20 protein-coding genes are annotated in these 26,063 nt (G+C 39.1%); 10 read left to right on the top strand and 10 right to left on the bottom strand.

Annotation, left to right across the window (positions count from 1 at the left end):
* Nucleotides 1-19: 19 nt before the first annotated feature.
* The 4 genes from ACS604_RS17625 (at nucleotide 20) to ACS604_RS17610 (ending at nucleotide 5,199) form a co-directional block, all read left to right on the top strand.
* Nucleotides 20-805, top strand: coding sequence for a 1,6-dihydroxycyclohexa-2,4-diene-1-carboxylate dehydrogenase (locus ACS604_RS17625; RefSeq protein WP_474772427.1), 786 nt, complete (start codon nucleotides 20-22; stop codon nucleotides 803-805).
* Nucleotides 806-863: 58 nt separating this feature from the next.
* Nucleotides 864-2,057 (top strand): benzoate/H(+) symporter BenE, encoded by a 1,194-nt coding sequence (benE, locus tag ACS604_RS17620; RefSeq protein WP_107882523.1) that lies wholly within the window; start codon nucleotides 864-866, stop codon nucleotides 2,055-2,057.
* A gap of 476 nt (nucleotides 2,058-2,533) precedes the next feature.
* Entirely contained in the window at nucleotides 2,534-3,892 is a 1,359-nt protein-coding gene (locus ACS604_RS17615) for an aromatic acid/H+ symport family MFS transporter (RefSeq protein WP_474772425.1), read from the top strand.
* A gap of 44 nt (nucleotides 3,893-3,936) precedes the next feature.
* Nucleotides 3,937-5,199 carry an OprD family outer membrane porin gene (locus tag ACS604_RS17610; protein ID WP_474772423.1) on the top strand — a complete coding sequence of 421 codons (1,263 nt, stop codon included), beginning with the start codon at nucleotides 3,937-3,939 and terminating at the stop codon, nucleotides 5,197-5,199.
* A 100-nt stretch (nucleotides 5,200-5,299) separates the two neighbouring features.
* On the opposite strand, the gene ACS604_RS17605 is transcribed toward ACS604_RS17610, so the two are convergent.
* Both ACS604_RS17605 and hrpA read right to left on the bottom strand, forming a co-directional pair.
* The gene (locus ACS604_RS17605; RefSeq protein WP_474772421.1) at nucleotides 5,300-6,406 is read right to left on the bottom strand and encodes a beta-ketoacyl-ACP synthase III; all 1,107 of its coding nucleotides are present in this window, start codon (nucleotides 6,404-6,406) and stop codon (nucleotides 5,300-5,302) included.
* Between the two features lie 95 nt (nucleotides 6,407-6,501).
* On the bottom strand, nucleotides 6,502-10,359 hold the full coding sequence (gene hrpA / locus ACS604_RS17600) for an ATP-dependent RNA helicase HrpA (RefSeq protein WP_474772420.1): 3,858 nt from the start codon (nucleotides 10,357-10,359) through the stop codon (nucleotides 6,502-6,504).
* Between the two features lie 352 nt (nucleotides 10,360-10,711).
* Here hrpA and ahpC point away from each other — a divergent pair, with 352 nt between their 5' ends.
* Both ahpC and ACS604_RS17590 read left to right on the top strand, forming a co-directional pair.
* Complete coding sequence (gene ahpC / locus ACS604_RS17595; protein WP_003652649.1) at nucleotides 10,712-11,275, top strand: alkyl hydroperoxide reductase subunit C; 564 nt, start codon at nucleotides 10,712-10,714, stop codon at nucleotides 11,273-11,275.
* Nucleotides 11,276-11,528: 253 nt separating this feature from the next.
* Nucleotides 11,529-11,738, top strand: coding sequence for a KTSC domain-containing protein (locus ACS604_RS17590; RefSeq protein WP_004793625.1), 210 nt, complete (start codon nucleotides 11,529-11,531; stop codon nucleotides 11,736-11,738).
* Nucleotides 11,739-11,788: 50 nt separating this feature from the next.
* Here ACS604_RS17590 and ACS604_RS17585 read toward each other — a convergent pair whose 3' ends face one another.
* Nucleotides 11,789-12,982, bottom strand: coding sequence for an alkane 1-monooxygenase (locus tag ACS604_RS17585; protein ID WP_474772418.1), 1,194 nt, complete (start codon nucleotides 12,980-12,982; stop codon nucleotides 11,789-11,791).
* A 120-nt stretch (nucleotides 12,983-13,102) separates the two neighbouring features.
* Between ACS604_RS17585 and ACS604_RS17580 the strand changes: the two genes are divergently transcribed.
* Nucleotides 13,103-14,152: a helix-turn-helix domain-containing protein gene (locus ACS604_RS17580; protein WP_474772417.1), complete on the top strand. Its 1,050-nt coding sequence runs from the start codon at nucleotides 13,103-13,105 to the stop codon at nucleotides 14,150-14,152.
* On the opposite strand, the gene ACS604_RS17575 is transcribed toward ACS604_RS17580, so the two are convergent.
* A complete protein-coding gene (locus tag ACS604_RS17575) occupies nucleotides 14,129-14,716 on the bottom strand; it encodes an O-methyltransferase (protein WP_353156929.1) in 588 nt (195 codons plus the stop codon). The two genes, ACS604_RS17580 and ACS604_RS17575, sit on opposite strands and share 24 nt — an antisense overlap.
* A 45-nt stretch (nucleotides 14,717-14,761) precedes the next feature.
* Nucleotides 14,762-14,980, bottom strand: a complete 219-nt coding sequence (locus tag ACS604_RS17570; RefSeq protein WP_004793632.1) for a DUF1653 domain-containing protein — start codon at nucleotides 14,978-14,980, stop codon at nucleotides 14,762-14,764.
* A 256-nt stretch (nucleotides 14,981-15,236) separates the two neighbouring features.
* Between ACS604_RS17570 and ahpF the strand changes: the two genes are divergently transcribed.
* Complete coding sequence (ahpF, locus tag ACS604_RS17565; RefSeq protein WP_474772415.1) at nucleotides 15,237-16,802, top strand: alkyl hydroperoxide reductase subunit F; 1,566 nt, start codon at nucleotides 15,237-15,239, stop codon at nucleotides 16,800-16,802.
* Nucleotides 16,803-16,973: 171 nt separating this feature from the next.
* Nucleotides 16,974-17,318: a hypothetical protein gene (locus ACS604_RS17560; protein WP_004793635.1), complete on the top strand. Its 345-nt coding sequence runs from the start codon at nucleotides 16,974-16,976 to the stop codon at nucleotides 17,316-17,318.
* 59 nt (nucleotides 17,319-17,377) lie between these two features.
* On the opposite strand, the gene ACS604_RS17555 is transcribed toward ACS604_RS17560, so the two are convergent.
* Both ACS604_RS17555 and ACS604_RS17550 read right to left on the bottom strand, forming a co-directional pair.
* Nucleotides 17,378-17,989, bottom strand: coding sequence for a glutathione binding-like protein (locus ACS604_RS17555; RefSeq protein WP_004793637.1), 612 nt, complete (start codon nucleotides 17,987-17,989; stop codon nucleotides 17,378-17,380).
* Nucleotides 17,990-18,196: 207 nt separating this feature from the next.
* Complete coding sequence (locus ACS604_RS17550) at nucleotides 18,197-20,635, bottom strand: ExeM/NucH family extracellular endonuclease (RefSeq protein ID WP_474772413.1); 2,439 nt, start codon at nucleotides 20,633-20,635, stop codon at nucleotides 18,197-18,199.
* 145 nt (nucleotides 20,636-20,780) lie between these two features.
* On the opposite strand from ACS604_RS17550, the gene trmB reads away from it, so the two are divergent.
* Nucleotides 20,781-21,497 (top strand): tRNA (guanosine(46)-N7)-methyltransferase TrmB, encoded by a 717-nt coding sequence (gene trmB / locus ACS604_RS17545; RefSeq protein WP_004793641.1) that lies wholly within the window; start codon nucleotides 20,781-20,783, stop codon nucleotides 21,495-21,497.
* 59 nt (nucleotides 21,498-21,556) lie between these two features.
* On the opposite strand, the gene ACS604_RS17540 is transcribed toward trmB, so the two are convergent.
* The 3 genes from ACS604_RS17540 to ACS604_RS17530 all read right to left on the bottom strand — a co-directional run.
* Nucleotides 21,557-22,402 carry an ADP-ribosylglycohydrolase family protein gene (locus tag ACS604_RS17540; protein WP_474772412.1) on the bottom strand — a complete coding sequence of 282 codons (846 nt, stop codon included), beginning with the start codon at nucleotides 22,400-22,402 and terminating at the stop codon, nucleotides 21,557-21,559.
* Nucleotides 22,403-22,407: 5 nt separating this feature from the next.
* A complete protein-coding gene (locus tag ACS604_RS17535) occupies nucleotides 22,408-23,121 on the bottom strand; it encodes a hypothetical protein (RefSeq protein WP_474772410.1) in 714 nt (237 codons plus the stop codon).
* A 2-nt stretch (nucleotides 23,122-23,123) separates the two neighbouring features.
* Nucleotides 23,124-26,063 (bottom strand): LysM peptidoglycan-binding domain-containing protein (locus ACS604_RS17530; protein WP_474772408.1); only part of this gene is annotated, 2,940 nt, incomplete at its 5' end.

Raw genomic sequence — 26,063 nt, 5'->3', positions numbered from 1 at the left:
CAGGGTGGAGAAGTTATCTATGTCAAACCGTCAAAGATTTACCAATAAAGTCGTGATTGTTACGGGTAGCGCTCAAGGCATTGGTCGTGGCGTGGCACTACAAGTCGCGGCTGAGGGTGGACAAGTCGTCATGGCTGACCGCTCTGAATATGTTGAAGACGTTCTCAAAGAAATTCAGAGTGCAGGTGGCGATGCTGTCACGATTAATGCCGACCTTGAAACCTATGCAGGTGCACAAGCAGTTGTTGCAAAAGCCATCGAACACTATGGTCGGGTAGATATCCTGATTAATAATGTGGGTGGCGCGATCTGGATGAAACCTTTTGAAGAGTTTTCTGAAGAAGAGATCATTAAGGAAGTGAATCGCTCGTTATTTCCAACGTTATGGTGCTGCCGCGCTGTGTTACCCGCTATGATTAATCAACAATCGGGTGTGATTGTAAATGTATCTTCAATTGCAACCCGTGGTATTAACCGTATTCCTTACTCTGCATCTAAAGGCGGTGTAAATGCTTTAACAGCATCGCTTGCTTTTGAACATGCCAAAGATGGAATTCGAGTCAATGCTGTTGCGACTGGTGGAACTGAAGCACCACCTCGGAAAGTACCACGCAATGCTAATCCGTTAAGTCAAAATGAAAAAGACTGGATGCAGCAAGTGGTTGATCAAACAAAAGATCGAACATTTATGGGCCGTTATGGCACAATTCAAGAACAAGTCAATGCAATTTTATTTCTTGCATCAGACGACGCATCGTATATGACTGGCTCGGTTATTTCAGTCGGAGGTGGAGATCAGGGTTAACCCTGATCTTTTTACATGATTGGGTAAATAATATGATTTGCATGGAGGCAATCAAACAATGGCAACCCTGTTCAAGACATTAAAAAATGACTGGTCCATATCAGCAACAGTTGCTGGCTTTCTTGCAGTTTTAATTTCTTACTCAGGCCCACTGATTATTTTTTTCCAAGCTGCTCAGCGTGCCCATGTCTCAACCGATATGATGGTGTCATGGATTTGGGGAATTTCAATTGGTGCCGCCGTTTCAGGTATTTATCTTTCGATTAAATATAAAACGCCTGTCATAACCGCATGGTCTGCACCAGGCACTGCCCTATTAGTTACCTTATTTCCCAATGTCTCGTTGAATGAAGCGGTAGCCGCCTATATTACGTCTGCCATCGTTATTTTTTTAATTGGCGTTACAGGTTACTTCGACAAATTACTGAAGTGGATTCCGCAAGACGTCGCTGCGGGCATGATGGCTGGTATTCTTTTTCAATTTGGTATTGGTCTATTTACTGCATCTGATAGCATGCCTTTTATTGTCTTTAGCATGCTTATTGTCTTTTTAATTGCCAAACGTTTAATGCCGCGCTATACCATGATTTGGGTGTTAGCTGCTGGAGTTTTATTAAGCCTCATTTTAGGCAAAATGAATCCGGTTGATGTGAGTTTTAGTTTAGCGATCCCGCAGTGGATTAGCCCAGAATGGACATGGAACTCAACGCTCAACCTCGCTGTTCCTCTCATTTTAGTCAGCCTAACCGGCCAATTTTTACCGGGTATGGCAATTATGAAACTCAGCGGTTACGACACTCCAGCCAAACCCATTATTACTGTCACCAGTATTGCTTCTTTAGCTGTTGCTTGCGTCGGTGGTATTACGATTGTGCTTGCCTCAATTACCGCTGCTTTATGTATGGGCAAAGATGCACATGAACTCAAAGAAAAACGATATATCGCAGGAATTGCCAACGGAATTTTTTATATTTTAGGAGGCTTATTTGCTGGCAGTATTGTCATGCTATTTAGCTTACTTCCTAAAGAGTTGGTTGCAGCACTAGCAGGTTTAGCCTTGCTTGGAGCGATTGCCACCAATATATCTGTTGCCATGAAAAATGACAATCAACGTGATGCCGCACTTATTACCTTTTTAGCGACAGCATCAGGCATGCATTTCCTTGGATTAAGCTCAGTTTTTTGGGGTATTTGTATTGGTGTAATCGCACATTTCATTCTTACACCACGCTCAACTCCGGCCACAAATTAATTTTTTATCTAAGCGCCCTCACTAAAACAAAACCTCAATCGCCAAATCAAAATGCAAATAATTTGCTAATTCTGATTTGGCGTTTTTTATTTAATATAGATTAAATTTCATTTTTTAGATCAAGTTAAAAGATAATTAAATAATAGACTTTAGTATTTTGTTTTTATATTTTCACTTCAACTCATAATATAAATTTAGCTATATTTTTAGCTGTGATTTTCATCAATAAAATCTATTAAAAAACATCTCGAAAATCCTTAAAATTCTCATAATACAATATTTAACCCTATTTTAAAGACACAATAAAGAAAGCTAAAACAATAAAAATAAATACATATTTTTCAAACAATTAAATCAATAAAAACACAATACCTTAAAGACATAAAGATATATCAATTAGGTTTTTGACTCTAATCCAATAACAAAATAGTTTATTAAAAAATAACGCGATGCTTCACAAATTGGAGGTGAAGAAAATGGATACGAGCAAGGTTAATATTAATGAGTTAATTGATAAAGCCAGTTTCACATCTTTTCATTGGAAAGTTTTAATCTGGTGCTTACTTATTATTATTTTTGATGGATATGATTTAGTTATTTACGGGGTTGCTCTTCCTCTGTTAATGCAACAATGGTCATTAACTGCGGTAGAAGCTGGTTTACTCGCCAGTGCTGCTCTATTCGGCATGATGTTTGGTGCCATGATTTTCGGCACGCTTTCAGACAAATTAGGGCGTAAAAAAACCATCCTGATTTGTGTCACCTTATTTAGTGGATTTACCTTTATTGGTGCCTTTGCCAAAGGACCAACTGAGTTCGCTATTTTACGCTTTATTGCAGGTCTTGGGATTGGTGGCGTTATGCCAAACGTCGTTGCGCTTATGACCGAATACGCACCCAAAAAAATCCGCAGTACATTAGTTGCAATTATGTTTAGTGGCTACGCAATTGGTGGCATGACATCTGCTCTACTCGGCGCATGGCTCGTTAAAGATATGGGCTGGCAAATCATGTTTTTAATTGCGGGTATTCCCCTGTTATTGCTCCCACTCATTTGGAAATTTTTGCCAGAGTCTCTCACCTTTTTAGTGAAATCGAACCATAGCGAGCAGGCAAAAAGTATTGTTTGTAAAATTGCGCCTCAAACTCAGGTAAACGCCAATACACAACTGGTATTAAACGAAAGCACAACAACAGATGCTCCTGTCCGTGCACTTTTCCAGCAAGGTCGTACCTTCAGCACATTTATGTTCTGGATTGCTTTCTTCATGTGCTTACTCATGGTGTATGCCTTAGGAAGCTGGTTACCTAAACTCATGCTGCAAGCAGGCTACTCATTAGGTGCAAGCATGTTATTCCTCTTCGCGCTCAATATTGGCGGCATGGTCGGAGCAATTGGTGGCGGTGCTTTAGCGGACAGATTCCATTTAAAACCTGTTATTACAATCATGTTTATTGTGGGTTCAGCAGCTTTAATTCTACTTGGCATTAATAGTCCGCAATTTATTTTATATAGCCTGATTGCAATTGCTGGTGCTGCCACAATTGGCTCACAAATCTTACTCTACACTTTTGTTGCGCAGTTCTATCCGACAGCACTTCGTTCAACTGGCATGGGCTGGGCATCTGGCATTGGTCGTATCGGCGCAATTATTGGACCAGTTTTAACCGGAGCCCTACTCACACTTGAGCTTCCGCACCAAATGAATTTCTTAGCGATTGCAATTCCGGGTGTGATTGCTGCACTTGCAATATTTATGGTCAATCTAAAAGCCTCTGTTGCTGCACAAACTCCATCAACTTTTAACCCTCAAAACACACTTACCCAGCAGTAAATATAAATGCGCCGAGGACTGGCGCATCTTTTTGGAAATGGATTATGGAATTATTACACCGCTTTAAACCATGTAATTTAGCAATAGCAACATTATTAGGTTTTTTGACTAGCTCAAGTTTATGGGCAGCAGATACGGCTCAACAAAGTGAAGATGAATGGAAGTTCACGCTAAAGAATGCTTATATCAACCGTAATTTTGATAATGATGCGCTCAAAGATACGGGCAGCTGGTCTCAAGCAGCATCATTATTTTATAAATCAAAAATGCATGACACTCCACTGCAAATTGCAGACAAGCCGATTACCATTGGTGCTGATGCTTCTGTTCAATACGCAGTTCGCTTGAGTTCAGATAAACATGTTGCTGACACAGTTTTGCCTTTTAATAAGGAAACACAATCTCAGGCATCGGACTTTTTAAAATACGGCGCCACTTTAAAACTGGGTTATGACAAAACACTTTTAAGTGTCGGTGAACTCTGGTTAGACCTGCCCGTAACAGCTGTGGATGCAAGCCGACAATTGCTTGCCTCTTATTGGGGAACCAATCTTAAGTCGCAACTTTCAGATCAGCTCTATGCTGAAATTGGTCGAGTTGAAAAAGTCTCGCCACGAAATGAAGAAGACTTTAAAAAGTTTTCGTTTACGGCAAATGGAATTACCAAAGAATCTGATGGCTTAAATTATATTGACCTGCGCTATCAATTTACGCCGTCTTTAAAGGGTGAATATTACTTTGGTAATTTAGAAGACCTCTACAACAAACACTATGTTGGACTTGAACATAATTGGAAACAACCTAACTTTGCTCTTACGTCTAAGTTTAAATATTTCAATGCAAAAGATGATGGCAATACTTTTGATATTGATGCACAAAATATTGGGGTGCTAGAAACTCTCAAAGTAAAAAATCATACCTTTGGTTTGGGGTACCAACAGATTATGGGTGAATCGGCTTACCCCTTACCGGACGGTTTCTTGCCAGAAACGTACTTCATTAACTGGAATGCCACCGGATTCTTTAAAGAAGACGAAAAGTCCTATCATGTGATGTACGGCTACGACTTTAAAGACTATGTACCGGGCTTAAATGCGATGGTGAAATATGTTTACGGCCATGATTTTAAAGCAGCCAATGGTGAGAAAAACCATGAAACCGAGTCAAATGTGATTTTAAACTATGCATTTCAACAGCCATTCTTAAAAGGCGTTGCCCTGCAATATATTCGCATTGATTACAACGTTAAACATGGCAATGATTTTGGTGAAGACCGCTTGTTTGTAAACTATACCAAAAAGTTTTAATCATTTTTGATTCAATTGAAGCGGGCTAATTTTAGTCCGTTTTATTATTTTCGACCCATAAAAAAACGCTCTTACGAGCGTTTTTAATTAATCTAGTAACTTAAGCAACGTGCTTTTGTACAACAATCGAACCTACTGAATAACCGGCACCGAAAGATGAAATCACGCCATACTCGCCATTATCTACTTCATGGCCTGTACGATGTAAAGCAATAATAACGCCTGCTGAAGAGGTATTGGCAAACTCATCCAGAATAATTGGGGCACGGCTTAGATCTGCCTCTTTACCAGCCACATATTTCAAGATTAGTTCATTCATGTTGGCATTGGCTTGATGTAACCAGAAACGCTTAATATCGTTTGCAGTTAACTGCATTTTTTCCAACTGCGCATTAATGATTTTTGCTACGAGCGGACAAACATCTTTAAAGACTTTGCGACCATCTTGACGGAATAACTTGTCGTCAACCACTGCATCTTCGCTACGGTTTAAGAAACCGAAGTTATTGCGAATGTTGTTTGAAAATTGAGTAAATAAATGAATATCTAAAATTTCAAAACCAGTTTTAGTCGTGGTTTCTTCAATAATAGAAGCCGTCGCAACATCACCAAAAATGAAGTGACAATCACGGTTACGGTAGTCTAAGTGACCAGAGGTAATCTCAACATTCACCAATAAAACACGGCGAGCACCTGAACGAATTGCATCTGCCGCTTGTTTCAAACCAAAAGTAGCAGCTGAACATGCAACGTTCATGTCGTAGGCATACCCTTGAATGCCAAGTGCCGATTGAATTTCAATTGCAACTGCTGGATAAGCACGCTGCATGTTTGAACATGCCAAAATTACAACATCGATATCTTCAGCAGTTACGCCTGCATTTTCCATTGCCTGTTTCGCAGCAATAACACCCCACTCTGCTTGAAGTGAAAGTTCATCATTTGAACGTTCAGACAAACGAGGACGTAAACGTGATGGATCAAGAATACCTGATTTCTCAATCACGTAACGGCGCTTAATACCAGAAGCTTTTTCAATAAATTCAGCGCTTGAACCACGTAATTCTTCTAGTTCACCTGCTGCAATTTTCTCTGCATTGTCTTGGTTATATTGTTCCACATAAGCATTTAAACTGACGGCCAGTTCCTCATTAGAAATGGTTTCTGTTGGGTGAAATAGCCCAGTACCTGTAATACGAATGCCCATGTAAAACTCCTAAAAAAATGAATAGGGTCTGTTAATCTTTCATTTATAAATTGCGTTGTAAGCTAAACAACAACATAAACAGACCCCGATCTATCTTAACTGATTCCCAAACGATCCCATAACTTTTGCAGTCGAGTTGGCGAAATAGGCATCTTGGTTTTCATCGGTTGAGAAAATAAAGAAATGCGAAACTCTTCCAACATCAAATACAATTCTTTGATTTTGGGATTGTTTTTGAATTTAAATACCTTGTCCATCCATGGATCGACATCATCAATAGCGGCATGATCTCGCTGTAGATTATTTGGCAATCGATCTAAACGCAATAGCAGTGCTTTTAAATATCGTGGATATTCCTGCCAAAGATCGACGGGTTGGCAGTAAACAAAATTGCTAAGTGACATTAAATCGAGTTGATCTTCAATATCATCAACACTACGGCCAAATATATCTCGGTCAAGCACTAAAAGCTGACGGCGAATTTGCTGCCATTGAATATAAATATCACTTAATTGCTCAAGTGCTTGCTGACCATGGCTCAAAAATTGCTTTTTGACCTGCTCGAGCAGTTTGTTAAATTCATCTGCATCAATTGGCAAAGTTGTAATTGCCATTTGCAACGTTGCATAGACCAACATCTGCTCAAGCTTAGCTTTATCGCCCAAAGGTGAATATGCCAAAGCGAGCGGTTTTGAAATCTGCTTTTTCAACTGGCGAACCAAATCGCCAAGTTGCATATGGACCAGACGGATAATCCCTTCACGATGCTGCTTAATAGCTTCAGCCTGATCATTAAAGGTTTGAATAACAACGCCTGAGTCATCTTTAGCTTCAATTTCAGCAAAAGCTTTTGTAGGGACCAAAGCCTGATATTGCTTTACTACAACGCCCGTAACTTTATGAGAAGCCTCAAAAGTAAAGTTTTCAGGGAAGTTTTTAAACTCACCTTTTTGCTGTTTTACTGGGCGATGTGTTTCCACACGGCAACGCGCTTTTAATTCAGGTAAATCACGGCCTTTTGCAATCAGCTTACCTTTTTCATCAATCACCTTAATGAAAGGCACCAAATATGGATCAATGCGTTCAAACGAGAAATCTTTGTCAGTAATTTGCTCACCACGTAAGGCAAAAGCTAAATAACTAAAGATATGTTCACGTAAATGTACAGCATCAATGCCTTGCATGAGCTTACGAGCCGTATCAGGAATAGGCACTACATTACGACGCTTGTCTTTAGGTAAAGCTTTAAGTAAAGCCTCAATTAAATCTTGTCGCCACCCCGGAATTCCCCATGACCAGATATTTTCATCAACCTGAGGCAATGCCTGTACAGGAATTTGAACAGTCGCACCATCTTCATCATGGCTCGGGTCAAAATGATATGTCGTTGCTAAACGTAGCTGCCCATTGTGTAGATGATCTGGGAATTGCTGCGTTGTTGGTCGGTCATTGAGCCAGAGTGAATCATCTTCAATAAATAAATAGCGTGGGTTATTTGCTTCTACCGTCGCGCGCCAGTCTTCAAAACTACGACGGCTTGCGATTTCTTCGGGAATCTTAGAGGCATAAAACTGATAAATCGTTTCTTCATCGACGACTAAATCACGGCGACGCAATTTATCTTCAACTCGCTCCACTTCTTCAAGTTTAAGTAAGTTGTGTTTTAAAAATGGTGGGATCGTACCCAAATTACCTGTGGTTAATGCATCACGTAAGAAAATCTCATGAGCAGCAGGCTGGTCAACCTTCTCAAAATTAATTAAGCGTTTTGGTTCAATAATTAAACCAAACAGCGAAATTTGCGCATATGCATTTACGATCCCAGCTTTCTTAGACCAATGCGGCTCAAAATAGTGATATTTTAATAAGTCACGTGCAGCAAGCAAAATCCATTCAGGGTCAATTTTGGCTAAAGTACGTAAGTACACTTGAGAGGTTTCGACCATCTCAAAAGCCATCACCCAAGAGGTATTTGTTTTGTGCAACGTACTTGCAGGGAAAACTTTAGCCTTTTGCTGACGCACTGCCATAAAGGTATTACGTTCATCAGTTTTATTGGCAATAAAAGACAATAAACCTGTCAATAATGCACGATGCAAGTTTTCATAGTTCGCAGCTTTTTCATTAAAGCTGAGTTTTAAACCTTCTGCTAACTCAACTAATTGCTGGTGTGTCTGCTTCCACTCACGTAAACGTAACCAACTTAAAAAATTCTGCTTAGCAAACTGACGTCGTTTATTTTCAGACATGCCAGCTTCACCTTTAGGATTTAAAGTATCCCAAAGCTTCAAATAAAACAGAAAATCCGAATCGGCTTCTTTGAACAAAGCATGCTTTTGGTCAGCCTGCATTTGTTTGTCTGCCGGACGCTCACGCGGGTCTTGCACTGCAAGCGCACTGACAACCACTAAAATTTCTTTGAGTACACCAAAATGAGCACCACCAACAATCATACGAGCGAGTCTTGGGTCAATTGGCATACGTGCCATCATTTGCCCGACTTTAGTCAGCTCATTTTTCTTCTCGTTAAGTGCCCCTAACTCAATCAGCAACTTCCGGCCATCATTGACTAGACGGAAATCTGGTGGCTCAATAAAATCAAAGTTTTCTAGCTCACCCAGACCTAAACTGTGCATTTGTAAAATAACAGACGCTAAGTTAGTCCGTTTAATTTCAGGTTCGGTAAACTCAGGACGGCTTAAAAAGTCTTCTTCGCTATATAAACGAATACACACACCCGCCGCAATACGACCACAGCGCCCTTTACGCTGATTGGCAGCAGCCTGAGAAATTGCTTCAATGGGTAAACGTTGCACACGTGAACGGTAGTTATAACGAGAAATACGGGCAAAACCGCTATCAATCACATAACGAATATTTGGAACAGTCAGTGCAGTTTCAGCCACGTTAGTCGCAATAATAATACGACGGCCTTTTCCACCTGGACTAAAAATCTTTTGTTGTTCAGAAACAGCTAAGCGCGCATACAAAGGTAAAATTTCGGTGTGTCTGGGTCCGTACTTTTGCAAAGTTTCCTGCAACTCACGAATTTCTTGCTCTGTGCTTGAGAAAATTAAAATGTCGGCATGTTCTGGATGACCTTTTGCTTCTGCATCCGCAAAGCATTCTTCTACCGCTTGTACAACTGCACGAGGAAGGTTTTCTTCGAAATCATCAAACTCATCATCATCACTGCCGCCAATATTCATTTCTGAAATTGGGCGATAAAGCACTTCGACAGGATAACTACGTCCTTCTACTTCAAAAATAGGCGCATCATTAAAGTAACTACTAAAACGATTTACATCTAAAGTTGCCGAAGTCACGATAACTTTTAGGTCTGGGCGTTTTGGCAGTAACTGCTTTAAATAACCCATAATAAAATCGATATTGAGTGAGCGTTCATGCGCTTCATCAATAATGATCGTGTCATATTTAGACAAGAAGCGGTCATTGCCTAACTCGGCAAGCAAAATACCATCGGTCATTAACCGTACAATGGAATCTTGCGAACCTTGTTCATTAAAACGGATTTTAAAACCAATCGATTCACCAAGCTTTTCGCCGACTTCTTCTGCAATACGCTGAGAAACACTACGTGCAGCTAAACGACGAGGCTGTGTATGACCAATCATACCCGTTAAGCCACGACCTGCTAGCATTGCAATTTGAGGAAGCTGAGTGGTTTTACCTGAACCCGTCTCACCTGCCACAATAATGACCTGATGCTTTTGAATCGCATCAATTAAACGGTCAGCATATTGAGAAACAGGTAGTTCCTGATTCAGTTTAATTTTAGGTAGACGTTCAAAACGCTGTCTTACTTTGGCATTCGATTGTTCAAATAATTTTTCAATCTCTGCTGTATTGGCTTTTTTATCTTTACGCAAACGATTTAAACGGTAACGATCTCTCGCCATCACCCATTGATCTATATTTAAACCATTCTGCACAGACAAACTTTCCTGAAATTACAACAATCCGCTATTTTACGCTCTAATGCCCTTCAGGTAAAACACTTGGTTTTTTATATATTTTTATTTTTTTAAAATTTTACCCTTGAATTTTGACTAAGTAGACTTCATGTTGTTATGCAAGTTTCTTTTACGATAACTGTCATTTGATTTACATGTTTTTGCAGTCAAATCGAATACAGTGTTTGGGGACTTAAAAATCGTAAATTTATCACTTATTCAATTTTCCGATTTTAGTCATGTAAAAATACTATTTCCCCAATAAAGAATTTTTATTTATTCTACATCTCGTAAACAAGTTTAAATATAAACCTCAATCATGGAGACAATGATGAGCTTGATTAATACTGAAGTTAAACCATTCCAAGCAACTGCTTACCACAACGGCCAATTTGTTGAAGTTAACGAAACTAACCTTAAAGGTAAGTGGTCTGTTGTATTCTTCTATCCAGCTGACTTCACTTTCGTTTGTCCAACTGAACTTGGTGACTTAGCTGACAACTACGCTGAATTCCAAAAACTTGGTGTTGAAATTTATGCTGTATCTACTGATACACACTTCACTCACAAAGCTTGGCATGACACTTCTGAAGAAATCAAAAAAATCCAATATCCATTAGTTGGTGACCCAACTTGGACTCTTTCTAAAAACTTCGACGTTCTTATCGAATCTGAAGGTTTAGCTGACCGCGGTACTTTCGTTATCGATCCAGAAGGTAAAATCCAAATCGTTGAACTTAACGCTGGTGGTATCGGCCGTGACGCGTCTGAACTTCTTCGTAAAGTAAAAGCTGCTCAATACGTACACGCTCACCCAGGTGAAGTTTGCCCAGCTAAATGGAAAGAAGGCGAAGCTACTCTTGCTCCATCTATCGACCTAGTTGGTAAAATCTAATTTTTTAGATTAGACCACTACGTCTGAAAACCACCCTTTTTAGGGTGGTTTTTTTATTGATTATTTTTATAAATCTAAGCCCTATTCTCTACTCAAATTATATAGCTAATTTTTTACAATTCTTATACTTATAAATTTATAGCAATATTCATTTATGAATTGTCAGCCTGCTTAACTTAGAGTACTGTCGAATTATGAAACAAAAGAGCTTTATATATGTATTAAAAGATCAAACAAAAGTAGGAGTAGTTATATGGAAAAATCTGTTGTTGTAACCTCTTGGAAATACGATGTTTCTTCACGCTATTTAAAAATTTTCTATAGCAATGGCTCAGGTGAGCTCTACCATCCAGTTCCAGAGTTTATCTACAATAATTTGTTACGTACCAATGATAAAACTGCATTTGTTCACAAATATCTTGAGTTTGATCTGCATTTTAACAGACTCCGTATTTCTGCTTAATCATAAAAAATCAGCCCGCTGGGGCTGATCTGTTTTATATATTTTGGCTATTAAGCCGCGTCATTTTGCTCAATATATTTCTCTAGCATTTTTTCCTTCACATCAACATGCATATTGATTTTACTAAGGTCACCCTTATAGTGCTCGACAACGCGATCATCCATAATTTTTGACCACCAAGATGGAATAAATGCAGGCAAAATCATTGCACCATAACCTGCTGGTAATTGCGGCGCATCTTCAAAGTGACGTAAAGTCTGAAAGCTGCGAGTTGGATTGGCATGATGATCTGAATGGCGTTGTAATTGATACAAGAACAAATTAGTCACCACATTATTATTGTTCCAGCTGTGCTCTGGTAAAGTACGTTCATATTGGCCATTTTCTTTCTTTGCACGCTTTAAACCATAATGTTCAATGTAATTCACCGATTCAAACAAAGTTATTGCATACGCAGCTTGAGTAACTTGAAATGGAATCGAACGCGCACCAAATTTCGCAAACATGGCTGCATGGTACACAGCCGACATTGCCCAGCCATGAATCAGCTCATTTTCCTTACAGAAGAAAGGCAATTTCTTACGTTCTAAACGATTTTTTTCAATTTCAATCGCCGATTTAAAGCTGCCAATTACAGTACGTGGTAAGAACTTCCAAAAGGTTTCGCCAAATTGTGAAGATGCTGGGTCTTCAGGGGTTGCAACACGGCGGTGATGCCCATAAGGGTGTTCAATTCGGAAATGGTTATAACCCGATGGTGCTAAGGCTAAATGCGATAAATAATGTTCAAGCTGCCCATTCTTGTGGCTAAGTTCATGTGCCGTATTAATGGCAATCCCATTGACCATGCCTACTAAAGTTCCAAGTAAAACTTGATCAGCAAGAGATGTATTTTTACGACTAGCTAAATATGCTCCATAGATATTGGTCGCGTATTGCAAAGGAATAAAAAGTTTAACAATGCGAGCGTAATACGGATCCGCTTCTAAACCCGCAATTGCATCTAATGGCGGATTTTCCTTGTCTTCCCCAATCAGTTTATCTAATGCAGGAATAACACCATGAATAAATAATGGCCCAAATGAAGCGAAGAATTTTTTAGTTTTTTTAGGACCCAATTGATAGCCTGCTAGCCCACCCATTGCAATGGTTGGTACAGCCAAACCCAGTAGCCATAAATGACGTTTCTTATCCTTAAATGTTGTTGTCGCTTGCTCGACATCCAGTTGAGTATGCATATTCATTAGAGACTCCAATCAAACACAAAATGTTTTGCTTGAATTGATTGTGCTCGTTCATAGCCCCTCTATATTATCATTTTAAGACTTGCTATTATCATTTTAAGACTTTGCTGAGTTTTTCTTGTGCAGAAGCAACAGATTCCGGTTATCCCATCACGTTATTATTTACGACTGATTGAAATTTTAATCGGCACGCATCAATACGATAATGATTTATTGAGAGCATTCCAAAAAGAACTGGCAAAAACAGAATTATTGTCGATTCAGCAAATTGAACAATTCATTGAGATGGGTTTAAGTCTGCCCAACACTCAAGACCTAGCCTTTGAACTAGGTAAAAATATCAAACTCAGCTCACATAGTCTGGTCGGTTATGCGCTAATGACCAGTCCTAATTTGGAACATGCACTTAGGCTGATTGCACAATATTTTAGACTGATTATGCCGAGTTTTAAGCTCAGCATTGGGTTTCCGACCAATCAGCAAAAGGTTGAATTATTATTTGAACCGATTTTGCAGATGAATAAGCAATGTTTAGCCTTTCATATTGAAGCGATTGCCGTGGCCTTTTACTACAGCTTGTTAGAATTGGCAGGTCAGCAATTACAACGCTACCAAGTGTATTTGAGTATTCCGGAGCCGAGTTATCAAGAACGTTACATATCCTTAGTGAAAGCCCATTTCCACTTTAACTATACGTGGTTTTCAGGTATACGCGTGGTGATTGATCAACAACAATTAGCACTGCCCTTGCCTTTAGCTGATGCACATAGTTTAAAAATAGTTGAACAACGCTGTCAGGAACAAATCCAGAAGATCTATCATCAAGGTGAAATTGTTGAATGGGTTAGCATGATGTTGCGGCAAGCCAATCAAGTTCCAACCCTAATGGAATGTGCCAGAGTATTAAATATTTCGACTAAAACTTTGCAACGCTATTTACAACAGCAAGGCGTCGAATTTCAAAATTTAAAGCAACAAATCAGCACTGAGCGTGCCATTGATTTATTAGAGAATTCTACTTTTACCATTACCCATATTGCCTATGAACTGGGCTACTCCAATCCTGCCAATTTCACTCGTGCATTTAATAAAGTACAGGGCTGTAGTCCACAAGCTTATCGGCAAGAATATCTCAAAAAAGCGAACCTACTTCAGAACCACCATACATAAACCAGCACCTACGGGTAAAATACTGCTCATAAAATTTTCATCTTTTTTAATTAAAGCTAAGAATGAACTGACCTCAGCTGCATGTGAAATAACATTATCAATAATCAGCACGCCACCTTTTGGCTTCATTAAACGTTTTAAATCGGGCCAATAATCTTCATAAGCAGGACGCTCAGCATCTAACAAAATAAAATCGAAAGTTTCTTGAGCTTCTTTTAAATAGTCGGCGGCATCTCCTACCCAAAAATCAACGACTTCATTTAATGCCAATTCTGTAACATGGCGCTTCGCTTCGGTACTACGATTGGCATCAATTTCAAGCGTGGTTACTTTTCCGTGAGTGGCTTGTGCCGCCTCAGCAAGCCATAAAGTAGAATAACCTGTTGAAGTCCCGATTTCTAAAATTGATTTGGCTTGCTGCATTCGAATAAATTGCGAAAGTAGTTTTGCAGACTCAGCCTCAATATTGCGATACCTCAGCAAACGATCTGCCTGCTGGGCATCATGTCGTTTAAAGGTGTCATATAAATCGGCAACTCTTTGTAAGAAAAAAGTATTTGGCATATATTCACCCTTTAAAATCGTTATTTTATATGAAAGCCGTTTGAGTTAAGTGCTTTGAATTAACTTAAAGCGCGGCACGATACTTCCATCAGCTATTTGAACCGTTTCAGTAAACATATCTAGCGGACGTACCCAAGTTGAATAGTCACCATAAAGACACTGATAAACGACTAATTCTTCTTCAGTCTCGCTGTGTTTTGCCACAGAAAAAACTTGATAGAGATTACCTTTATAATGCTGATAAATGCCGCGTTGCAATGACATGAAAGTACCTTTTAATGTTATGACATAAAATCTTTACAGCCATATAACATATATAAATTTTTAAATACTTTCACTTTAAAACGCTACAAAAGCTAAAAAAGTGGATTTTAAAGATAAATTCTTGATCTTATTTATGAATGTTTTTAATAATTCAAAAAACCGATCAAATATATAAAAACATACTGTTTTACCTATTTTATGTTTTAACGTACTATGCATCTATTGAAAGAATTTGGATGCATTGGAGTAAAAACAGATGTTAGATCAAAACATTAAAACTCAATTAAAAGCTTACTTAGAACGTTTAGAAAGTCCAATCGAATTAGTGGCTGCTTTAGATGAATCAGATAAAGCTGCTCAAATTAAAGAGCTGGTGAGTGAAATCGCCGAGCTTTCTGACCAAGTCACTGCCCGTTTTGATGGCAACAATACACGTCGTCCAAGCTTTGGTGTGGCTAAAGCAGGTGAACAGCCTCGTGTGTTCTTTGCAGGCTTACCGATGGGCCATGAGTTTACATCTTTGATCTTGGCACTGTTACAAGTCTCTGGCTATGCCCCTAAAGTGTCTGATGAAGTACTCAACCAGATTAAAGGTTTAAACCTCAAAGCAAACTTTGATGTGTTTGTATCGCTAAGCTGTCATAACTGTCCTGATGTAGTACAGGCGCTTAACCTGATCGCAATTTATAATCCAAACACCACAGCTACCATGATTGATGGTTCATTCTTCCAAGACGAAGTTGAACAACGCAAAATCATGGCTGTACCAATGGTATTCCAAGACAATGAACACATTGGTCAAGGTCGTATGACCCTTGAAGAAATTGTGGCAAAACTTGACACCAACTCAGCTGAAAAAGATGCAGCAGCACTCAATGCCAAAGATGCTTTTGATGTATTGGTGATTGGTGGTGGTCCTGCGGGTGCAACAGCAGCAATCTATGCAGCACGTAAGGGCATTAACACAGGTATCGTGGCTGAACGCTTCGGTGGTCAGGTGATGGATACCATGGACATTGAAAACTTCACCTCTGTGCAAAAGACACAAGGTCCTAAGTTTGCTGCTGAAATGGAAGCACACGTTCGTGAATACGATGTCGATATCATGAACCTGCAACGTGTTAGCAAAATCACGGGTGCCAACCAAACTGCAAATGGTCTGGTTGAAGTTGAACTTGAAAACGGTGCGAAACTTGAATCGAAAACAGTGATCCTTTCAACAGGTGCACGTTGGAGAGAAATGAATGTACCGGGTGAGCAAGAATACCGTACCCGTGGTGTCGCGTACTGCCCACACTGTGATGGTCCATTATTCAAAGGCAAACGTGTTGCCGTGATTGGTGGGGGTAACTCAGGTGTTGAAGCTGCGATTGACCTTGCAGGAATTGTTGAGCATGTGACTTTGGTTGAGTTCGATACAAAACTACGTGCTGACCAAGTTTTGCAAAACAAACTGCATAGCTTGCCAAACACAACAGTGATTATGAATGCCTTAAGTACAGAAGTGTTGGGTGATGGCTCACAAGTGACTGGTCTTAAATATAAAGACCGTGCGACTGATGAAGAGCATGTAGTCGAGCTAGCAGGGATCTTTGTACAGATTGGTTTATTGCCAAATACTGACTTCTTAAAAGACAGTGAAGTTGAGTTAACCAACCGTGGTGAGATCATTGTCAATGATCGCAACGAAACCAATGTCAAAGGTGTATTTGCTGCAGGTGACTGTACGACTGTACCTTACAAGCAAATCATTATTGCTACAGGTGAAGGTGCTAAAGCATCACTCTCTGCGTTTGATTACATCATCCGTTCTGGGCAATAAAATCAGTCAAATTATTATTGTTTAGTTCAAGCCTAGCATTACAAAATGCTAGGCTTTTTTAATATTGGAGTTACAACTCTTTAACAATTTTCGATCTTTATTAATCAGTTAGTTTATGTTTATATTTTAGACATCCATATTTGGATGCCATGAATTAGAAGGAAAAACACAATGAATAAATTACTTGTTGCTTTAGGTCTTGCTGCGACCGTTGCCCTTGTTGGATGTAATAAAGATAAAGCTCCAGAAACAGGTGCGACAACGGGTGAACACTTAGAAAATGCCGCTCAACAAGCAAGTGCTGATATTAAGTCTGCTGGTGATAAAGCTGCTAATGATATTGCAACTGCAACAGACAACGCTTCAAACAAAATTGATGCTGCTGCTGACCACGCTGCTGATGCAACCGCTGAAGCTGCTGCAAAAACTGAAGCAACTGCCCGTAAGGCAACTGCTGATACAGCTCAAGCTGTTGAAAATACCGCTGCTGAAGTGAAAAAAGATGCTCAACACTAATCTCTAAAAATAAAAAAGCCCCTGTTTAAACAGGGGCTTTTTTTAAACCTAAAAACTACTTATGAAATTAGACCTTCATCACGCATCGCAATTTGTACAGATTGACGTTCTGCAACTTTATTACGTAGCGCAATAATATGTTTATATGGTGTTAAGTCATGCTCAATTGAGTTTGACCAATTTGTTAAAACAAATAGATAAGCATCTGCTGGGCCAAAATTATCATTTACGAGATAATCATAATCAGACTCAGCCAAATAGTTATCGATATATTTTAAAAGACGATCAATTTCTGCATAAGCTTTGGTTTTTTCATCAGCTGTTAACGGCGCCCCGAAGAATACAGCATAAGCATCATGTAATTCAGAGTTCAAATATCCCAACCATTCCAATACTTTCGCACGGCCCATCCCTGATGGAGGAATCAAATCTTGTTTAGGGTCATGCTGAGCAAGGAACGGTAAAATCGCCACATTTTCAGTTAACATTAAACCCGGATTAATTTCTAAAGCTGGTACATATCCTTTTGGATTAATCTCGTAATAATCTGCGCCTTTTTCTGTTTTATGAGTTTTTAAATTTACCCGTTCTAAGTCAAAATCAACATTAATTTCATTTAAAATAATATGTGCAGCTAAAGAACATGCGCCTGGCGAATAATATAATTTCATATCTGATCCTTGTTATCTCATATTAACGTTTTAAATTGCTTCTAGAAAACCTGCAAGGTTTGCACAATTCTTTAATTGTAAAAAAGCGTAAACTTATAAAATACTTACACCATCTAATATTCTTGAAAAAGTTATTCCTTGCAAGTTGTCTTGCGTGACGATTGTTTAAAATATGATAAAACACATTTGCGTCACGCAACTTTCCCCTTAATTACGCTTAAAAAGCTGACTAAGCCAATTCATTAATTCAGTTAAGAAATCAAAAATACCGTTTTTCTTATCATCATCAGGATGGCTTAAGTCTTTTCCATTTAAATCTAGATCGACAATTACAGGGTCATGATCTGAAGAACGATAAGCATCTTCACCATAGAACAATGTCTTTTGCTCATCAGTTTTATATTCTTCGTTGTAGTCTAAAGCTGTTGGCTCATCTGCATTGATATGCCATGCAAAGGTTCTTACCACTTTTGGATATAAAGAGGCATCCGCAATTGCATGGTCTAAGTTACCTGCTCCACCATTACCATTGGCATCACTTGCAACACCAAAAACATAGCTATATGCCTGAGCCCCTTGCCCTACCTTGGCGTCATTCAGCAAAACTTTGTAGTTCGCTTTTTCAAATGACAAAATTGGTTCTTCTTTTGCATAGCTGTTCATATCTCCGACAAGTAAAGCATTTTGCTTAGGCACTTGAGTCGGATTTTTCGCTAACCACTGCACAATTTGATCAACTGCTTTTACACGAGTCGGGTTCCAGCAACCTTGCCCATCTTTCTGGTCTGCATCACTTGAGTTAGCATCAACTCCGCTACAGCTTTTCGATTTCAAGTGGTTTGGAATAACAGTAAACGTTTTATTGCCACGAACGGCTTGGAAACTTTGCGCCAATGTTGTTCGGTTCTTGTCGCCTAAATCAAGCACAACAAGTTTATTTAAAGGCTTAACACGCTTGCTGTTATAAATAATAGCAACCGCAATTGCATCGCCACCTAAACGGTCTAAGTTTTCAGGAACAACGTACTTCCAATCGCTACCTAAAGCACTCGTTAAATGAGCTATTGCACTGTTAGGCCCATAACCATTGTTCGCAATTTCCATTAAACCATACACATCGGCATCAATCGCTTTGAGCGCACTCACAATTTTACGATGCTGTTTATCAAACTCAGCTTGTGTCGTTGCGCCGCGCTCTGTTGGGAAACCAGTTGCACCATTGTCATAGTTCAAAACATTAAATGAAGCTACGCGAATGTGATTAGCATTTTTGGTAATGACACTTTGACGTGGGTTTGTTTGAGTAATCACTTCAGGTTGATTACGCCCAAGTACAGGTTGCACACGCCAACCATTAAAACGGTATTCCAAAATACCTTCAGCATTTTTAAGTTGATAACCCGAACGTAGCGTATTGGCAGCGCTAAAATTTGTCGGTAACCACGGAGTACGGTTTTGATTGTTATAGCCATCGTCAAAAATAATTTTCGACAGTAAGTTTTTCTGGGCTAGAGCTTTAGCTTCAGGAGATAACGCTGGGTATAAATTGGTTGGAATATATAAGCGACCTAGGCTTAGAGATAGTTCACCATAACGACCATAATTGTAGTTCTCGCTCACCGTCAAAGTCTGAGGTAATTTGACCAACATACCTTGATAACGCTGCGGTGAATTAATTGAGCCACCCGTTAAACTAGCAAACGGAAGTTCAAGGTTAATCGGCTGAACTTGATTTGCCATATTGCTATTACAGGCTTGAATATCTTGTTGTAATTGATCTAATTGTAATTGGCTTTGATAAGACGTTAAACGACCACGCAAAATAACTTCATCGCCAACTTGCCCACCTTTCACGGCACTACTATTCGGAATATAAACAAAAATGGCATTGCTGACATTTGCACGTGCTTTCGTATCAGGTGTTTGAACATAAAAACCTGAGAAACCATTGGCATAACGATAGTCGGCAGTAATCACCCCACGTATGGTATAAGTCTGGTTTTGCGCTGCGGTTGCTAAATCAGCAATTGGTGTATCGGGGCTTGAACAACTCACTGTTTCAACAGGTGGCTGTGTTATAGAACTCGATAAATTTGAAAAGTCATTTCGGTTTGTCCAAGCTGACCATGAACGATCCAAATCAAATGCTGCGGTTGCATCAATACTTAAAGCAGGGTTCTCAGTTTCAATACGCTTAAAACTATTTCCCAAGCTTGAAACGGCTGTTCCCCATCCAGCAGCTGGGCGTTCACCAATACGGCCAAAACGGTCTACAGGCGTACCTTTATAAACAAGTACAACCGCATCATCACCATTAAAAGATAAAGCAGCGACCTGATTTACTTTACTTCCAAGCTCAGTTTGTAACTCTGAGCGCCCCACTAAAAACTTCTGCTTACTCGCGAGCGTGCCTTGTAAACGAAAAGCCACAGTCTTTGCTGTACCACCATTATTAAATTGTTGAATCTCATAATCAGATAAATTAACTGTAGCGCCGTCTGGATTATAGATTTCCAAACCTTTGCGGTTACTACTGCCGTCAACATATTGACTAAACATGAGCTGTGCTTGTGCCCAAGGACTATAGGTAAAAGCACCCAGTGCCCCTAATAGCACAAAAAGTGTGCGTAATTGAAAAGTTTTCATGAGTAAATATGTTCATTTGAAATTTATATAGATTCTTAGATTAAATATTGAACATGACATCTGCATGAAGAAAAACACCGAAACATTTGACTTGACCACATGAAGACTTAAAATACCGCATTTGAATTTCAATATTGCCAAGGTTATGTCGATCGATCAGTTAGAAACGCAAATTGCAGACTTAGACAATTTGCCTGAACACCGTGAAATTGTGACGTTTATGCGTCGTTCAGCACCCCTTAATACGTCTCAACGCACGGCATTAGAACAACATCGCGATTTAATTTTGGAATATCCTGTTGGTGACTTACGCCAACACTTCGAACATCCAGAACGTCCTTTAACTGTTGAAATCGGTTTTGGTATGGGTCGTTCATTAGTGCTTATGGCAAAAGCGAACCCTGAACGTAACTATGTAGGTATTGAAGTCCACGTACCTGGTATTGCTCAGTGTCTTTATGAAGCAGGTATGGCGGAACTTAAAAACTTACGTGTACTTGATGCAGACGCAATTCAGGTTTTACGTGAAATGCCAGACAACAGCATTAACTGCGTACAACTTTATTTCCCAGATCCTTGGCAAAAGAAACGTCATTTCAAACGCCGTTTTGTTATTCATGAACGTATGCAATTGGTTGAACAAAAACTTGAGCTTGGTGGCACATTCCACGCAGCAACAGATTGGGAACCGTATGCTGATTGGATGTTAGATGTACTAGACAACCGTCCAAACTTGGAAAACTTGGCGGGTAAAGGCAACAGTTACCCTCGTCCAGATTGGCGTCCAGTGACTAAGTTCGAACGCCGTGGCATCGAGTCAGGTCATAAAATTAATGACTTTATCTTTAAGAAGATTAAGTAAAGAGTATATTATTTTTACTTAAAAATATGGCATTAAGTTTTGATGACTTAGTGCCATAATTAATTATCTAAATTGCATTTTTTCAGAAACTTACTCTCTAAATCTAATAAAAAAGGTACTCCATATTTATCTTCATTTAAATTATTATAAAGTTGAATAGGTAAATCTTTTTTGTATTCTATAAAACATGTAGCCAAACCAACAGCTATTGCTGCAACGCTATCAGTATCTCCACCTAAATTAATACATGACTTTAGAAGCTCACTTAAACAACTATGTTTTAATAAACACGTTAATGCCGCACTGACCGTATCATATGCATTTAGGGAAACTCTATCTTTCCAATTATAATCCCAATTTCCATATTGCTCTGACTCTAGAAAATTCTTTAAATCCCTAATAGAACCTTTTTGGCGAGTTCCAAAATAGGCAGCTAACGCGACAGCACAACTTGATTGAATTCCTATAGGTGAATCATGCGTAACTTGTGCTTGTAACTTTGCTAAAGCAATTACATCTTCTTTATTTTTTAGAAAGCCAATAGGAACTGAACGCATCGCAGCCCCATTTCTTTCACTAATTGGTATTATTAATTCAAGTAAATCTTTGCTAGACTCCACTTTACTTAATAAATTAAAGAAACCTTCTGAATATCCTAATCTTACATCTCTTTTAAAGCATTCTATAAATTTTGAAGCTATATTTTCTTTAGTCCATTCTTGATCTGATAATATAAACTCCACTATCGCAATCGACATTTGAGTATCATCTGTATACTTGCCTAAAATATCATATAACTCATGCTTGCTATATAATTCTAAATTATTAAGTGAAATAATCTTATCTTCGCTGCAAAATTCAAACCCTGCACCATAAGCATCCGCAATAGCAATTTCAGTCAACATCAGAATTAAGTCTCTTTACAATAAACATAGTGTTTTATTAAATTATCAAAAACCACGGATGCTGGCTCATTTGTTGCGCTTTCTTCAAGCCTTAAAACTTCCAAAAGTGCTGTTCTAAACTCAGTGTCATTATCAAGCGATTCAAATAATTCCTGAGGTAAAAAATACTCAGGTGGATAGTAACCTATCTCACAATTCGTTCTAAAGTTAGTTCTAAATATTTGTCTTAGTTTTGAGACTTTTTCTTCAAAAGATAAACCATTAAATTCTTTGAAAAAATTTTCTCTATTTTTCTGAATAACTTTTAAGTTGGACTGAATATTTAAATATTTTTCATATGTAGATAGTGTTGGTAATGAAAAGTATCTTACATCAAAAGATTTAAATATTTGTTGGCCATTTTTAAAAACAGCACCGAACAAATATTCTGCCATCGTTTCTTTCTCAACGCTGACTGTAGTTACTACTGTTAAATCATCAATTTTTTCTATAAATGCTTTTCCATTCTCTTGATTATATCTTTTAAACGGGTCTATCCTTTCTAGAGTATGCAAATTAAAAAAGGTATCGCACATCTTTCCACTCCAAATCTCCTTTACAACAATCAGATTCTCCTCATGAATTACAATTAATTCATCTAAAGATCGGAAGGATTCTGGATAAAATATATCCAAAGATATTTCATTATCCAAATTATATCCTTCAATTAAAAATGCCATCTTTATTTCTCCTTAATAATCAACTTTGTTACTCCATCATTATCCAATACCTTATATTTCGTACCAGATCTCATCACAAACTCAGATGTCGTAGAAGTTTGATTAATATATTGAGCAAAATTTACATCCATTGCTAATGCTGATATATCTTTTGCATTACTGGCATGAATTTCCATGATTCGATTTGCTTTATAGTTTTCACTTAACTCTCTACTGATCGAAGAAAAATGATTATCATATACTGTCATTCCTTTCTCGTATTTATAATCAAACCAATCTGGAACATTTCCTAGCCCTCTATAGAAAGTTCCACTTTGTGACGGTAACTTCTCTAAAGCAGTGTTCAAACTGTTGATCGTGCGAATTTCAGAAGTACTTAATATTCCTTCACCCGTAAATAACTTACTATTTAAGTCTTTTTGGAAAAAATTAGTTGTATATCCCATAATATAATGAGCATCTTCTAAATTCACTCCAAACTTATTAGAATCAACATAATCTCGTATAAGGGATTTATAATCAGCTCCGCTCGCTTCTAAAGCATAATATTTTCCTTCTAATACTTTTATCTCTGAACCACTAATATCTGAAATATTTTCCAAATAGCTATAAGGTATGCCTTGTTGATTTACTTGAAAATTAAACCTATTTGATTTAGTTGGCAAAAAAGAAGCTCTAGTACCCATAGCTGATGCAATCAAACCAGGAGCTGCTTCAGTAAAACCAACATAATCCCCTCGATTCAAAGCTCTTAAAGGCTCTAATACTCCAGTTGCTGTACCACCTACCATATCTTTCGCAGTAGATACAATCCCATTATTTTCAACAGACTGAGCAAACCAGCTCACAGATTTATGCTTAGGATTAATATCCTTTAAGACAGAACCTATACTCGCATCATATGAGGTATATGCAATTTCACGTGCTAATGCAAATCCCCCTTTATATAAGTTCATGACCCCATTATTCCATGCATTTACATGGCTTCCTACCTGTGTTTGGTAAAAAGCTTCTAAAGAATTCAAAGGACGAATCTCAGCACCTTGACGCATTGCTTTTTGCTGAATACCAGCTAATGCTGCTGTCATGTTGTAAGTACTATTTACACCACCGAGTGCATAAACAATACTGTCGGTAGCTTCAGCTTGAACTCTAATGGTAGGCAATTGTGTAACATCACTACTCGCTCCATTCACTAAAGCAATAGCACTTTCTCGACTATTATTAGGCTTATAATCAAAAAACTCTTCCCTAATCCCATCACGGATGCCAGACCAGTTAAAATTCCTCAAATCATCAATGAATTCACCGCCACTATATGCATAAAGTGATGGGGTATTTTCCAATGCAGTACGTTCACCTGTCGCAGGGTTATAGACAGTGATATTGGATTTATATTGACTTGAGCTTGAATTATCCCCAAACTGACGTACACCTGCATTGGCGATTGCTGCCATTGATACATTTAAGTAATCTGGTTTCGTTCCACCAAACCACTTGTCATCAATCACTGCCGCTGCATTAGCACCTGCTAAAGAGTAGGCATATGGGCTTGCTATCGTGCCTAGACGTTCAAATACTCCTTTCGCCCCCATTCCGGCTGCTGCAATTGACCCTACAATTGATGAACCTAGTGATGCCCAGCTAAAGCTCTGGTTATTGCCAAATACCTGATTAGCTAAATAGTTCGTGCCATAGCTTATAACCCCAGATACAGCCCCTTTAGCGACCCAACCACCATTATTAATAGCCGTCTTTGCTGCGCTTGCCCAGCTACTTTGAGTTGCAGTTGCCCCAGTAGTTCCAGCTGTTCCCCCTGCAGGAGCTAATGCTCCGCCCACACCCGCTGTAGCTGCCGCTGTAAGAGCAGAAATACCCACTTGTGACCATGAGAAACTATCCACAACCCCCATGGCCTTACCAGCCAGTTGTGACGCTGCACTTCCAACTGCCGCACCGATACCGGCAGCAACAGCACTGGTTGACATCGCAGTTAAGCCTGCTGAAAATGCAGCGCCCACTCCGAATGCAGAACTACCCATTCCAGCCATTAAACCGGCTGCAGCCCCTGCGGTATAAATGGTCACCACAACCGCCACCACAATCATTACAATCTGGGCAATACCACCACATTTCTTCTTCGGCTTCGGTGGCGGTGGCGGGCTCGGTACCGTCGGCTGGGTATTCCCAATCGCTTCACCCGGGTTATAAGGCCGGAATGTCTCACTGTTGTTATGGATGTTGGTGACCTTGTTCGGAACCGTTAATACCTGTCCCGCAGTTAACTTGTCCGTCGCACTCAAGCCATTGACATCAGCCAGCATGTACCACATCGATGCATCACCCCAAACCGACAATGCGATGCTTTGTAAGGTATCCCCGTTATTCACCACATAACTGGTCGCTGCACTCGATGGATACTGCGCATTAATCGGCTCAAAGTTCTGGTCAAAGTCCGCCGATGAAATCGGTTTAAAGTCTTTGACTTGAGTGGCTGTCGCACGGTTGCTTTGCAGGTTCTGTACGTAGTCTTCACGGGTTGGACCGTCATTACTCAAGTCACCTACACGCTGCCCATTCACATAGTAGAAGTTACGATAGCGGTTTATTGAATCGTTAATTAATTCATTACGCTGTAACACCATCCCTTGTGAGTTATTAATGTAAGTCGCTACTCGTCTATTATTAGTATTTCTATCATCAACAAAATCAGTTAAGTGTCCATTTATGTTATAGCTCAAGCTGGTTTCACCCTTTAAGCCATCTACCGTCGTAGTGATTTTGCTTTGCTTGGCACTATCCCACCATTCATAAGCATATTGAGTAGTCTGGATAGATCCTGAGGTCGGTGTCATCACCGTCTTGTCGAGGGTCACCTTATCTGCAAGGTAGGTATATTTCGTTGTACCTGCACCAGTACCACCTTCTTTTTTCTGCTCGGC

Source organism: Acinetobacter sp. Li1LvA2, assembly GCF_056156705.1.
The sequence above is the reverse complement of the archived record's forward strand: the minus strand, read 5'-3'. Positions and strand labels throughout refer to the sequence as shown.

What these genes read in the sequence shown, in the direction of transcription:
- ACS604_RS17575 (WP_353156929.1), bottom strand. Translation starts at nt 14,716, where the DNA reads ATGCCAAATACTTTTTTCTTACAAAGAGTTGCCGATTTATATGACACC.
- ACS604_RS17560 (WP_004793635.1), top strand. Translation starts at nt 16,974, where the DNA reads ATGAATAAATTACTTGTTGCTTTAGGTCTTGCTGCGACCGTTGCCCTT.
- ACS604_RS17540 (WP_474772412.1), bottom strand. Translation starts at nt 22,402, where the DNA reads ATGTTGACTGAAATTGCTATTGCGGATGCTTATGGTGCAGGGTTTGAA.
- ACS604_RS17590 (WP_004793625.1), top strand. Translation starts at nt 11,529, where the DNA reads ATGGAAAAATCTGTTGTTGTAACCTCTTGGAAATACGATGTTTCTTCA.
- benE (WP_107882523.1), top strand. Translation starts at nt 864, where the DNA reads ATGGCAACCCTGTTCAAGACATTAAAAAATGACTGGTCCATATCAGCA.
- ACS604_RS17570 (WP_004793632.1), bottom strand. Translation starts at nt 14,980, where the DNA reads ATGTCATTGCAACGCGGCATTTATCAGCATTATAAAGGTAATCTCTAT.
- ACS604_RS17555 (WP_004793637.1), bottom strand. Translation starts at nt 17,989, where the DNA reads ATGAAATTATATTATTCGCCAGGCGCATGTTCTTTAGCTGCACATATT.
- ACS604_RS17610 (WP_474772423.1), top strand. Translation starts at nt 3,937, where the DNA reads ATGGAATTATTACACCGCTTTAAACCATGTAATTTAGCAATAGCAACA.
- trmB (WP_004793641.1), top strand. Translation starts at nt 20,781, where the DNA reads ATGTCGATCGATCAGTTAGAAACGCAAATTGCAGACTTAGACAATTTG.
- ACS604_RS17585 (WP_474772418.1), bottom strand. Translation starts at nt 12,982, where the DNA reads ATGAATATGCATACTCAACTGGATGTCGAGCAAGCGACAACAACATTT.
- ACS604_RS17615 (WP_474772425.1), top strand. Translation starts at nt 2,534, where the DNA reads ATGGATACGAGCAAGGTTAATATTAATGAGTTAATTGATAAAGCCAGT.
- ahpF (WP_474772415.1), top strand. Translation starts at nt 15,237, where the DNA reads ATGTTAGATCAAAACATTAAAACTCAATTAAAAGCTTACTTAGAACGT.
- ACS604_RS17625 (WP_474772427.1), top strand. Translation starts at nt 20, where the DNA reads ATGTCAAACCGTCAAAGATTTACCAATAAAGTCGTGATTGTTACGGGT.
- ACS604_RS17550 (WP_474772413.1), bottom strand. Translation starts at nt 20,635, where the DNA reads ATGAAAACTTTTCAATTACGCACACTTTTTGTGCTATTAGGGGCACTG.
- ACS604_RS17605 (WP_474772421.1), bottom strand. Translation starts at nt 6,406, where the DNA reads ATGGGCATTCGTATTACAGGTACTGGGCTATTTCACCCAACAGAAACC.
- ACS604_RS17535 (WP_474772410.1), bottom strand. Translation starts at nt 23,121, where the DNA reads ATGGCATTTTTAATTGAAGGATATAATTTGGATAATGAAATATCTTTG.
- ahpC (WP_003652649.1), top strand. Translation starts at nt 10,712, where the DNA reads ATGAGCTTGATTAATACTGAAGTTAAACCATTCCAAGCAACTGCTTAC.